This is a genomic window from Facklamia sp. P13055 (assembly GCF_050409445.1).
GTDB lineage: Bacteria > Bacillota > Bacilli > Lactobacillales > Aerococcaceae > Facklamia.
The window spans coordinates 1-12,065 of record NZ_JBNUPL010000028.1 but is presented as its reverse complement, the minus strand read 5'-3'; the positions used below and the strand labels follow the sequence as shown (position 1 = coordinate 12,065).

Here is a 12,065-nt window from a genome sequence, read left to right as displayed (position 1 = left end):
TAGTGGGACATTTTGATTTGTGTTCTCTTGAGACATTATCATTTACGTTTAACAATTTTTTTAGATTTTTATTGGAATGGATTGACTAATTTTAATAGATAAGATATAATTATTTCGCTTTCGAGATTAAAAATTTTAAGATAAGAAGGTGAGAGTAGATGTTAGATCGAGATACAGAAGTTTTAAAAACATATATTGGTATGATGAGAGCACATGCCTACTTTGAGAAATTGGTGAAAAAAGATGCGAATCATTCAGATATGAATGTGACGGAGTTTGCTGTATTAGAATTATTATATAATCGTGGCCCTCAACCAATTCAACAAATTGGGAATCGAATTTTAATTGCTTCCTCTTCAACCACTTACGTGATTGATAAGTTGTGTAATAAGGGTTATGTGGAACGAAAGCCAGATTTAAATGACCGTCGTGTAACTTTTGCTGAAATTACAGCAGAAGGTACTAAGTTGATGGATGAGATTTATCCTGAGCACCGTAAACATTTGTTAGAAGTTTTTGAAGAATTCACTACAGATGAAGTGCTCGAAATGAAACGCTTATTACAAAAGTTAACTCGCTATGAATAGCCTGCTTGATCCCCTAACTCTTTTAGTGAGTTAGGGACTTTTTTGTTAAATGTAGCTTGTATTAGGATAGTCTTGCTTTTAACTTTAATTCTTTCTATGATAAACTAAAAAGGCAAATCGGATTTAGAAAGGACAAATTATTGATGAAATTCTCGGCTTTAATTCTTTTATTATTTTGTTTATCCGCTTGTCAAAAGGCGCCTTTAAACGAAGAAACAGAATCAAAACAAGTACAGCTTGATGAATTAGAAATACTAGAGAGTACTTACGATGAAGATTCCACTAAAGAAAGTTCTTTAAAAAAGGATGGTACTCGTCAAGCTTGGACAGATTATTCTAACTATGCGGAAGTCGATGAGGATGGCTATGCCTACTATATGCAAGAAAACCCTGATATTTCTTCGGAAATATTTCCTTTATACGATAGTAGTGATCATAAAGTTCTTTTATTTACCTTTGATGATGCGCCTCAAAGACCGAATTCCTATGCACTTGAAATTGCCCAACAATTAAAAGCTAAGGATGTAAATGCTATTTTCTTAGTGAATGGTATGTTCTTAACAGAGGAAAAGGGGAGAAAGATTACCAAGCAAATTTATGATATGGGATTCGAAATCGGTAATCATACTCAGCATCATCCTAACTTAAAAGAAATGACCTACGACCAGCAGTATCAAGAAATTAAACAAACAAGTGATTTGGTTGAAGAAATTACAGGAGAAAAACCAAGATGGTTCCGCCCGCCTTTTGGTTTGTTTAACATGGATACCTATCAGATATGCCAAGAACTAGAAATGCAATTAATGACTTGGAATTTTGGATATGATTGGATGGATGAGTATTTAGAAAGTGAAGCTTTATTAGAAGTGTCTTTAAATAATGATTATTTAAGGGCAGGAGCAAACATTCTTATGCATGATCGTCCATGGACTAATGGTGCTATCTCGAGGATGGTAGACGGTTATCGTGAGCAAGGTTACCATATAGTTGATCCTTTATTAATTCGTAAACCAAATTTTGAAAAAGAAAGCTAGGCGAATCGAGTGAAAAAATATTTTCCTCTATCTTTTTATTTTAAACTCTTATTTATAATACTTGGACTAAGCACCATCTATCACTTTCATGAAGAAATGATCGATCAAGCATTGTCTCAAGAAGGTTTATCCACTTATCAAAGACTCAGTAAAATATCTAAGGAACTGATTGGAATTGAAAAAGTTCCAGATGAAGACTCTCCCGATATAATTAATCAGATTCAGTCGTACCCAGGGAATAAAAAACCCATCCAGTATCCACAAGCAGTTTTAGCACATCCTCGATTTATCAAAGGCCAGCAAATGGCAGACTCTTTTAATAAGCAGTTAGATATAAGTCAGCTAAACAGGTCATTTATAGAAGCAATTAACAGAGTTTATTTCCCACAACAAACAGTCTATCTAGCACCATATTTGTCAAATGGGAATCTACTTAGACTCGATGAGTTAGACAATTATGTATATTTAGATTCTAAAACTACAGAGGGACTAAATTTCCGCGAGCGTTTTTACGAGATTGAAAATAATCAATATCGGATTGGCGAAAACTTATATGAGGTTTTTATTTCGTCTGATGATATTCATTTAGATACTTGGTCTAAAGATGAAGCAGTATTCGCTCAATATTTAGCCAAAGCTTTTTTCGAACAAAATGAAGATTTTTCTGACATGCGGTCGGTATTTATATCTGCTAAAGCTTCAGCCAGTGATTTTCGTCTAGATGATTCGTCCTATGTGCGGATTGTTGTGGTATTAAACTTTGATACACAGAAACTTTAAATAGGGAGGATAATATGAAAAGTAACAATTACCTTAGATGGTCTCTTGCATTAGCAAGTATTTCTCTAGCTTCTCAATTACATCAAAATTTTAAGCATCCACTTCCTAAGATTAGTCATGCTGAAAGATTGCTTGAATTAGCTGAAATTGAAAATTCTATGGATTGGTTGCAAGAAGAAGAATATGAGAAGAATTGGGATGAAAAACTCAGCCCATTTATCGATAATTTAAGACAAGAGGGATCAATTAACCAAGGGGCTTATCACTTAGCTTATGACTTCTATGCTTTAGAAACAGCCAAAGCAACTTGCCTTATTGTCCATGGTTTTAATGAATTTAAAGAAAAATATCGAGAATTAGTATATTATTTATTACAATCAGGAATTCAAGTACTGACTTATGATGCACGAGGACATGGGGAATCTAAATTATCACCTAACCAAACCCAAATTGATATTATAGATTTTAACGTTTATATCAATGATTTAAAATGCCTAGTAAAAAGGGTTAAAGAACTGGGTGGAGAAGAACAGCCTCTCTTTATATTTGGACACTCAATGGGTGGGGCTGTCAGTTCTCGCTTTGCTCAATTATGGCCAGATTTAGTAGATGGTCTTATTTTATCCTCCCCAATGCTTGCGATTGATACTAAGGGAATGCCAATGGAATTGGCGCATATGAGCGCTAGCTTGATGCAAAAAGTCGGCCGGGGTAAGAATTATTTACCTGAAGATTCAAATGGAGGAATAGATGACCATTTAGTTTTCAGAACACCCAATCAGCTGTCCAATTCTGAAGTAAGAGGGCGCTTCTTTTTTGAACTCAATAAAAAACTTCATCTTTATCCTACCAAGTCAGGCTCTATTAACTGGTTGAAGACATCTTTAGATGCTTTGCAAACTATCCATCAAGAAAAAGAAATCAAGAAAATGACTTTTCCAAGTCTCATCTTCCGAGCAGCTAGTGATAAGATTGTAAAAAAAGAGGGTATCTTCCATTTTTATAATTGTCTTCCAAATTCATTAAACTTCCTTGTACCTTCAAGTGAGCACGAGATTCTTTTAGGACATGATGATCAAGTGAGAAAGATAGTGAGTCAAATCCTTCACTTTATTAATAAAAATATATAGTAAACAAAGAAGGCTGCCTTAAGGGATGTTTAAGGCAGCCTTCTTTGTTTGAATTATTTGGTTTGGTAGCCAACAATTAGACCATTTCTTTGAGCATAGAAAGTGCATAAGCCAGAAGAAGGTAAAATATTAATTTCTGCATGTGGAAATTCTGCAAGAATCATTGACTGAAGTTCTTGGCTCGCTTCCGGGTTTAGGACATGGTTAATAAATATTTTCCCTCCATTAAATCCCTTGCTTTTTATTTCTGCCCAAAGTTTTTTCATTGCTTTTTGATGGCCTCTAGCTTTTTGAGCAAGTTCAATTGTACCCTCAGAACTTCTTTTTCCGATTAAACGTATATTTAGTAATCCAATCATGTTTCCAACAATTTTAGATATTCGGCCATTTTTTACTAGATTATCAACAGATTCTAACAAAAAATTGACATTTGTATTTAAATGTTCTTTTTCAATTCTTGCCACTACCGAATCAAAATCAGTCTCTTCTTTAATGATACTTGCAGCAAGAGTAATAAGTAGGTCGATTTCAGCTCCAGCCGATCGACTGTCGATGATTTTAATATTAGCATCAGGACTTTTCTCTAAGGCTAACTCTCTTCCTAAACAAGCAGCATTGTAAGAGCCTGAAACACCTGAAGATAAAGTGAAACATAAAACATTTTGATTGGACTCAAATGTTTGTGCATAACTTTCAGGGCTTGGACAAGCAGTTCCAGTCTGTTGGCCACTTTCCATTTTATTAACTAGAGTTTGGGTATCCACTTGATTGTTATCTTTATATGTATGCTCATCGATATTCAGTATTAAAGAAACAACTTCAAACTCTATTTCCTCGTTGATATCTTTGACAGAACGAATACTCGCGCCAGAGTCAGTTACTATTTTCCACTGCATAATATTTCCCCCAATTATGGTCAATTAATTATCAGTAGTATAACTAATTTCAGAATCAGTTTCAATTTATTGAAAGTTTAATTTTAACACTTGCTAAAAACAGCATATTATCGGTAAAATAGGAGTTGACATACATTTCATGTGAGGAGGAAAGATTATGTTAGGAGATCTACATCGGTCCAATTTAATCGTCTTAGTTCAAATAGTTTTTTCGATTGTAGGATTAGGCTTTGCCTATATAGGGGCAATTGAGTATGGTTTAATATCTATGATGATAGGAGCCATTCTTAATGAGTATTCAATTGATATTTCTGAGCAATTTGACCAGACAGATGCACAACTAGCTTTTTCCACAGAGTTAGAGGTTATAGCTGATTTTCTATCCTTTGGTTTGATTCCAATTGGATTATTATTAACAGCTACTCAAGGTGGAATATTAGGTATGATTACTATTGCAGTCTACTTAACTGCTGTAGCCATTCGTTTAGCACATTTTAACCGTCCCTTGGAATTTCAAGCTTATCAAATAGATGAAGAGAATTTCTATTTGGGTCTTCCCTTAATTTCAGTAGCTATTGTCTTACCGATACTTTATTTACTTAGTTATCTTATACCAGCAACTGTCTTTTCAGTGCTTATCATGGTTGTTATGATAGTCTTAGCTGCCGGTTATGTGATTGCAAAACCAATTCCGCGTCTAAAAAAAGAATGGATGACTTACCTTATATTTGGTGTAATATTCTTAATTGTCGCTTATATACTTTTAGGTATTTTTAAATAGTCCATTTAAAACCTCCTTTTGTTATTAAGAGGAGGTCTTTTTATAACGAGTTAAAAATGTAACTGCAGAAGGATAGTTAATTAAATTGCATGTTTTATCTATTAATAAAATAGCATTGATAGCTGAAAAAGCGATATATCAGAGTAGTTTATATCAATACCAAAGAAAGCGTATTGAGCAAAGCGGTAGCTATTAAGATTTCTTTCCGAATAAATGAATCATCAAAAGTTTACATTAGCAAGTAGGGGACTCTTTGGCAATGGATTTGGAGGTATATTTTTTGCTACAATGTTCTTTAAAGGTGTTTCTATGAACGATGGATTAATCGATGGCTAATAGATTATGAAATGCTAGACAATGAACAAATGTATTGTCTAGCTAGTCTAGATGACTGTGTCTATCTTCCTTTTTACCGTTTATAATGAAATACGATAAACTAACGATTATCTTTCTTAATTTTAAGACATATTATCAGTGATTATTTTCAGGGAGAATTCCCTTTAGAACAGGAGTAAATTATGACAGATTCAACAAAAGAGTTAAAAATTAACAAACAAATAGATCGACTATTGGATGACCTAACGGGCGATGAATTAAATGAAGATGTTATTAAAAACATTAAATTTTTAAATGACAGTTCCTTAATGATTGAAGACGAAGAATACGATTTGATTATTAATCATCAAGAAGCTTTTGACTTTGAAGCCTTCTATAATCGCTATCAAGACCTCTTCGCTAAGTATGATTATATTGTTGGTGATTGGGCTTTTAATCAGCTTCGCTTAAGAGGGTTTTATCAAATCGGAACACCCAAAGTGGCTTTCGATCAACGTATTGAAACGTTAGAGGATTATATCAATGAATATTGTAATTTTGGCGCCAAGTATTTTGTTATTGGGAAAAAAAGCTCTATCGCTGAATATCCTCATTTATTAGATCGATTGAGGGCGGGCAAGATAAATAACATTCAAAGTAAGACACTTTATCCAAGAATTTCAAATAAAAACACACGGGGACGTAGCTATCAAAAAAGAACGAATCGAAAAATTCAAAATCTCGGCCATCGTTCTAAGACTGTTACCCCTAAAATTAAGAGAAGAAATGAAAAAAGCCACTCACTAAGTAAATCTGAAAGTAAAAACAATTTGACTGTCGGGTCTAATAAGATGAATAAGGCGACAAACAGAATCAATCATAAGAAGGATTTCGTTATAAAAAAACGCCCCAACTAGCCTTTATTAGAAAGCGAGGATCCATAGTTTGACTGACCACATTAAAAATTTTGCCAGAGTTTGCTTATTTTGCCTAGCATCCTTAACTGGGGCAATCTCATTGACCGTTTTTCTATCGCCAGTTATTTATAGAATCTTTAATCAATATTTTAAATTGCATGAAACAGTTGGATTAACGAGTGAGCAATTAAATCAAAATTATCAAACAATTGTTGATTTCTTAACCCATCCGATGGAAAGTCAAATGCTATTGCCTGATTTTGCCTCTTCTGACGGAGGGATTCAGCATTTTGCTGAAGTTAAAGTTTTAATCCAGCTAACCATGATGGCAGCTTTGTTTTTAATTTTTGTTTTAGCGATTGTTTTGATAAATATTCGCAAGCAGAGGAGACGTAATCCCTATCTTAAGATATATATGATGCTAAGTTACATGTTGCCAATTGGTTTATTATTTCTAGCAGTTATTGCTTTTGATAAAATCTTTATTCTTTTTCACCAAATTTTCTTTAAAAATGATTTATGGCAGTTTGATCCTTTAACAGATCCTGTCATTAATGTGCTTCCAGATAGTTACTTCTTTCTATTACTAATTGTTGTCGTTATGCTATATGAATTATTGTTAGGAATTATTTATTTGTTTATTAAAAAGAAAATATAAAAAAGATAAGCTCAGCTGCTGAGCTTATCTTTTTTTAGCTTATAAATGACTTGGTTTTTTTGGAGGAACGGAAATTTCATCAGTTTGTGGTTGTGCGTGCGCAATTCGGCTTGCAGCGGCAGCGGCTAAGGCACCCACGATGTCATCAATAAATGTATTGCACCGCTGATCTTTTTCATCATTTAGTTTACCAATAATGCCCGGTTTAAGCTTATCTAAATAACCGAAATTAGTAAGACCGATTGATCCATAAACATTGACGATTGATAGAGTCAGAATTTCATCTATTCCATAGAGGCTCTCATCACGCATTAATAAGTCACATAGAAGTGGAGACAAAAGTCCTTTTTCAGCAGCAATATCTAATTCAATTCCAGTTATAATAGCATTTTGAACTTCTCGTTTTTGCATCACAGCATGTAAATTATCAATGCAGTCTTGCATAGTTAAAGTCTCAACATAAGTATTTTGTAAATCGTAGACGATTTTAGCGATTTCTTCGATGCTAACACCTCTTTCAGCTAGCAATTCATAGGATCTGGATTCTAGGTGTTTTAAGTGAATATAATCTTTAGTCATTGAATTCTCCTTCAAAAATAGTTGATGAATGTAAGGGCGACGGTCGATAATTAGGATCGATGAAGTGTAAGGCTTGATTAACAGCTAATAAGGCTTCCCCAAATCCAGCTGCAATGATCTTTACCTTACCAGGATAGTCAGCAATATCCCCAACAGCGAAAACACCAGGCAAATTAGTTTCCATTAATGATGAAACTTTGATTTGGTTGCGAGAAAGCTTGAGTCCCCAATCTTTTATATGGCCTAAAGAGTTAGAAAAGCCATAATTGACAATTAATTGATCGAGGCAAAGTTCTACTATTTTTTTTGATTTCACCTGCTGAAGCTTGAGTGATTCGAGCTGGTGATTTTTACCCTCTAAGGTTAAAATTTTATAGGGGGTTAGAATTTTAACAGACGAGGCATGTAATTTGGATACTGAGCTTTCTAAAGCTCGAAAGTTTTCACGTCGGTGTATTAAATAGACTTCTTTAGCAATTGGTTCTAGGGTGAGTGCCCAATCAACTGCAGAGTCTCCTCCTCCACATACTGCTATCCTCTGATGCTTAAAATGTTCAGGTTTTTTAACAATATAATGTAAGGAATGATTTTCGAAATGATTCGCATTATCCATTCCAAGCTTTCGGGGTTGAAAAGCTCCATTACCTGCTGCAATGATAACGGTCTTTGAGTAATAAATTTCTTTACTAGTTTGAATTGTATAGATGCCATCTTCTCTGGGAGAGAGATTTAAGACTTCTTCTCCCAAAGAAATATCTGGTTTAAAATGATTGACCTGTTCAAATAGTTTTTGACTCAAAATATTCCCCTTAATCGAAGGATAGGCAGGAATATCGAAAATCAACTTTTCACCATAAAGATGATTTGGTTGCCCCCCCACCTCCTCAAGTGACTCAATAATTTTTACTTTTGCGTTTCGCATATGAGCGAAGAAAGCGGTATAAAGGCCTACAGGGCCTGCACCGATAATTGTTATATCATAAATATTTTCCATAATTTCTGCCTTTCTAATAAAAAAACGCAAGGAATACTAAGCGCATGACTACTGCCACAAATCCGCCTGTAATAATACCTGCAAATACTTCTGTTGGTTTATGTCCAAGGTATTTAGTAACTATAAGGTCTTGATAATTATCAATAATTTCAGTTTCAAATTCAGAGTCTTCTAGTTTTTCTTTAATTGATTGAACATTTATATCCTCATAATTTGATTGAGAGAGACGTTTAACGATAGCATCAATTACAAGGCCTTGTTCACCACTTTGACGTCTGACCCCCATAGAATCGAACATGATAATAACACCGAATACAGTTGCTATGGCTACGTGTGCTGAAGCAAAACCGTATTCAAATATAAGACTGGCAATTAAACTTGCGACGGCAGCCGAATGCGATGAGGGCATGCCACCAGTAGAAGTGATTATATCTAATTTAGGACTTCGCTTTGAATAATAGGCAATTGGATATTTAATCATTTGCGCGAAAAAAATGGCAGTAAAAGCAGCAATTAATGGGTAATTCATAGCATCCTTATCCTTCTTTTTATTTTTAACACTAACTATCTTAACAAAAATAAGACCCTTTAACTATAAATTTAGTTTTTTTTCGAGTAAAATGATAGAGAAAATAGATATAAGGAGCGATAAAATGAATAATTTTCCACAATTAAAGACAGAGGAAATACAAAGTCAAGTTGTTTTACATACTAATAAGGGTGACATTGAATTAGCATTATTTAAAGAACAAGCACCCAGGACAGTCGAAAACTTCATTACTTTAGCTGAAGAAGGCTACTATGATGGCGTGATTTTTCATAGAGTTATTAAAGATTTTATGATCCAAGGAGGAGACCCAACAGGAACAGGCATGGGTGGTGAAAGCAAATGGGGAGAAAGTTTTGAAGATGAATTTTCAATGCATCTTTTTAACTTTTATGGAGCTCTTTCAATGGCTAATGCAGGACCAAATACAAATGGCAGTCAATTTTTTATTGTAACTGCACCAAATGTACCGGCTGATATGCTCCAACAGTTAAAAGACTTAGGGTTCCCTGATGAAGTTGTGAAGGCTTATGAAGAAAAAGGAGGAACCCCTTGGTTGGATCAACGCCATACTGTCTTTGGTCAAGTCGTTGGAGGTATGGAGAATGTTTTAGCTATCCAAAATGTTACAACAGGGCCTCAAGACAAACCGGTTGAAGATGTGATGATTGAATCCGTTACCGTTTCTAAATAAGTGAGAAAGCACGGTAATCGATATGAAGTTTAAAATAGGAGATATTATTGAAGGAGAAGTAACCGGTATCCAGAACTATGGTATTTTTATAAAGCTTTCTGATGAAGAACAGGGTCTAGTGCATATTTCCGAATGTAAACATGGATATGTAGGGGCTTTAGATGAATTCATTAATATTGGAGAAAAAGTTAAAGTAGTTGTAATTGATATTGATGAATACAGTAAGAAAATTTCTTTATCCATGCGAGCACTAGATAAAATTAACACCCCATTGTTTCCTGTTAGAAATCGAAGAAAAAAAAGACGGAATTTACCAGACATAGGATTTAAGACCATAGCAGATAAGATGCCACAATGGATTGATCAAGCAATGCATTCTATTGAAGAAAATGAGTTTAATACCAAGATAGAAGTTTAGGAGGTTTATAAATGGAAACAATTAGCTTTGATTATTCGAAGGCTTTGAACTTTTTTCAAGAAAAAGAAATGGAGCACTTAAGTGGGTTCGCAGAATCCTCTTTACGTGAACTTAAAGAAAAAACAGGGGCAGGTTCTGAATTTACGGATTGGATTGATTGGCCACTTGATTTCCCCCAATCCGAAATAGAGCGAATTAAAGGAGTAGCTCAAAAAATTCAAAAGAACTCGGAAGTATTAGTAGTAATCGGCATAGGCGGATCCTATTTAGGAGCTAAAGCAGCCATAGATTTTTTAAACCATACTTTTTATAATATGATGGCTCCAAGCAAAAGTTTGCCTCAAATACTTTTTGCTGGTAACAACATATCATCCACTTACTTGAATGATTTAATAGAAGTAATTGGAGAGCGTGATTTCTCTATTAATATCATCTCTAAATCAGGAACAACTACGGAACCAGCAATTGCTTTTCGGGTTTTAAAAGAAAAACTAATCAAAAAATATGGAAAAAAAGAAGCTTATCAAAGAATTTATGCGACAACCGATCAAGCTAAAGGAGCATTAAAAAAAGAAGCCCAACAAAATAATTATGAGTCTTTTGTAATCCCAGATGGTATCGGTGGGCGCTTCTCAGTTTTAACACCAGTGGGCTTGCTTCCGATTGCTGTAAGTGGTGCAAGCATAGAAAGGCTGATTGAAGGGGCAAAAATTGCTAGAGAGCTTTATCTAAATGAGGATTTAGCAAAAAATCAAGCCATGCAGTATGCTGTTATAAGAAATATTTTCTATCGCAAAGGAAAGGTCAATGAATTGTTAATCAACTATGAACCAGCTTTACAAGCTTTCGGTGAATGGTGGAAACAGTTATTTGGCGAGTCTGAAGGAAAAGATCATAAAGGAATTTTCCCATGTTCAGCTAACTTTTCAACAGACCTACATTCAATTGGTCAAATTATTCAAGATGGCCAACGAAATATATTTGAGACGGTATTAAACTTCCAAAAAGTTAGGAAAGATTTAACAATCCCTCAATTAGAAGAAGACGTTGACGGTCTTTCATATTTAGAGGGAGAAAAAATGTCAACTGTTAACCAAATGGCTTATCAAGGAACTATGATTGCCCATACGGACGGAGAGGTACCTAATCTTATTATTAACATTCCAGCAATGAATGAAGAAAGCCTCGGTCAAATGATTTATTTCTTTGAAATGGCAGTCGCTATTTCTGGATACCTTAATGGTGTCAACCCATTTGATCAGCCGGGAGTCGAAGCCTATAAACGTAATATGTTTGCCTTACTTGGTAAAGATGGTTATGAAGAATTAACAAAGGAACTTAGTCAAAGAATATAGAATTATCAATCGATAATAAAAGTTAAAACATTTGAGATGGTCGGACTACAGATCGTCTCAAATGATTTTTATTCATCAGAGGTTATTGATAGAATTGAAGAACAAAAAAGAATTCACAAAAAATTTATAAAAAGTTAAAAAAGCTATTGACTTAAGCTAACAACCCATGCTATATTAATTCTTGTCGTCACGAACGAAGAGCAATGCATCTTGAGTTGCTAAAAATAAAAAACTTAGAAAAGTATTTGACATTAACAAACAACTCATGTTATATTATTTCTTGTCGTCACGAACGACCGAAACGAAAGAAAAGTTTAAAAAACTTTTCAAAAAGGTTTGACAAAAAATCTAAACCATGCTAGTATATAGAAGTTGTCACT

Annotated in this window: 14 protein-coding genes; 10 read left to right on the top strand and 4 right to left on the bottom strand. The window is 34.2% G+C overall.

The window, feature by feature from the left end; all coding sequences use genetic code 11:
- Positions 1-158 precede the first annotated feature (158 nt).
- From ACQV2O_RS07855 to ACQV2O_RS07840, 4 genes are all read left to right on the top strand, one after another.
- The gene (locus tag ACQV2O_RS07855) at positions 159-587 is read left to right on the top strand and encodes a MarR family winged helix-turn-helix transcriptional regulator (RefSeq protein ID WP_428874522.1); all 429 of its coding nucleotides are present in this window, start codon (positions 159-161) and stop codon (positions 585-587) included.
- 143 nt (positions 588-730) lie between these two features.
- The gene (locus ACQV2O_RS07850) at positions 731-1,621 is read left to right on the top strand and encodes a polysaccharide deacetylase family protein (RefSeq protein WP_428874521.1); all 891 of its coding nucleotides are present in this window, start codon (positions 731-733) and stop codon (positions 1,619-1,621) included.
- A gap of 9 nt (positions 1,622-1,630) precedes the next feature.
- A complete protein-coding gene (locus ACQV2O_RS07845) occupies positions 1,631-2,401 on the top strand; it encodes a hypothetical protein (protein ID WP_428875489.1) in 771 nt (256 codons plus the stop codon).
- A gap of 14 nt (positions 2,402-2,415) precedes the next feature.
- On the top strand, positions 2,416-3,531 hold the full coding sequence (locus tag ACQV2O_RS07840; RefSeq protein ID WP_428875488.1) for an alpha/beta fold hydrolase: 1,116 nt from the start codon (positions 2,416-2,418) through the stop codon (positions 3,529-3,531).
- Between the two features lie 53 nt (positions 3,532-3,584).
- Here ACQV2O_RS07840 and ACQV2O_RS07835 read toward each other — a convergent pair whose 3' ends face one another.
- Complete coding sequence (locus ACQV2O_RS07835; RefSeq protein ID WP_428875487.1) at positions 3,585-4,427, bottom strand: DegV family protein; 843 nt, start codon at positions 4,425-4,427, stop codon at positions 3,585-3,587.
- 157 nt (positions 4,428-4,584) lie between these two features.
- Between ACQV2O_RS07835 and ACQV2O_RS07830 the strand changes: the two genes are divergently transcribed.
- The 3 genes from ACQV2O_RS07830 to ACQV2O_RS07820 all read left to right on the top strand — a co-directional run bounded on the left by ACQV2O_RS07830 (position 4,585) and on the right by ACQV2O_RS07820 (position 7,098).
- On the top strand, positions 4,585-5,208 hold the full coding sequence (locus ACQV2O_RS07830) for a hypothetical protein (protein ID WP_428874517.1): 624 nt from the start codon (positions 4,585-4,587) through the stop codon (positions 5,206-5,208).
- Positions 5,209-5,726: 518 nt separating this feature from the next.
- Positions 5,727-6,440, top strand: coding sequence for a YutD family protein (locus ACQV2O_RS07825; protein WP_428875486.1), 714 nt, complete (start codon positions 5,727-5,729; stop codon positions 6,438-6,440).
- A gap of 28 nt (positions 6,441-6,468) precedes the next feature.
- Entirely contained in the window at positions 6,469-7,098 is a 630-nt protein-coding gene (locus ACQV2O_RS07820) for a TIGR01906 family membrane protein (protein ID WP_428875485.1), read from the top strand.
- A 39-nt stretch (positions 7,099-7,137) separates the two neighbouring features.
- Here the strand turns inward: ACQV2O_RS07820 and ACQV2O_RS07815 are convergent, their stop codons facing one another.
- Genes ACQV2O_RS07815 through ACQV2O_RS07805 form a run of 3 tightly spaced genes read right to left on the bottom strand, consistent with a single transcriptional unit; the run spans position 7,138 to position 9,200 of the window.
- Positions 7,138-7,677 (bottom strand): phosphatidylglycerophosphatase A family protein, encoded by a 540-nt coding sequence (locus ACQV2O_RS07815; protein ID WP_428874513.1) that lies wholly within the window; start codon positions 7,675-7,677, stop codon positions 7,138-7,140.
- The gene (locus tag ACQV2O_RS07810; protein ID WP_428875484.1) at positions 7,670-8,671 is read right to left on the bottom strand and encodes an NAD(P)/FAD-dependent oxidoreductase; all 1,002 of its coding nucleotides are present in this window, start codon (positions 8,669-8,671) and stop codon (positions 7,670-7,672) included. The genes ACQV2O_RS07815 and ACQV2O_RS07810 overlap by 8 nt, the downstream gene beginning before the upstream one ends.
- 13 nt (positions 8,672-8,684) lie before the next feature.
- Positions 8,685-9,200: a divergent PAP2 family protein gene (locus ACQV2O_RS07805; protein ID WP_428874511.1), complete on the bottom strand. Its 516-nt coding sequence runs from the start codon at positions 9,198-9,200 to the stop codon at positions 8,685-8,687.
- Between the two features lie 124 nt (positions 9,201-9,324).
- Between ACQV2O_RS07805 and ACQV2O_RS07800 the strand changes: the two genes are divergently transcribed.
- Genes ACQV2O_RS07800 through ACQV2O_RS07790 form a run of 3 tightly spaced genes read left to right on the top strand, consistent with a single transcriptional unit; the run spans position 9,325 to position 11,685 of the window.
- Positions 9,325-9,912 (top strand): peptidylprolyl isomerase, encoded by a 588-nt coding sequence (locus ACQV2O_RS07800; RefSeq protein ID WP_428874510.1) that lies wholly within the window; start codon positions 9,325-9,327, stop codon positions 9,910-9,912.
- 22 nt (positions 9,913-9,934) lie between these two features.
- Entirely contained in the window at positions 9,935-10,330 is a 396-nt protein-coding gene (locus ACQV2O_RS07795; protein ID WP_428874509.1) for a CvfD/Ygs/GSP13 family RNA-binding post-transcriptional regulator, read from the top strand.
- 11 nt (positions 10,331-10,341) lie between these two features.
- Positions 10,342-11,685 (top strand): glucose-6-phosphate isomerase, encoded by a 1,344-nt coding sequence (locus ACQV2O_RS07790; RefSeq protein WP_428874507.1) that lies wholly within the window; start codon positions 10,342-10,344, stop codon positions 11,683-11,685.
- Positions 11,686-12,065 lie beyond the last annotated feature (380 nt).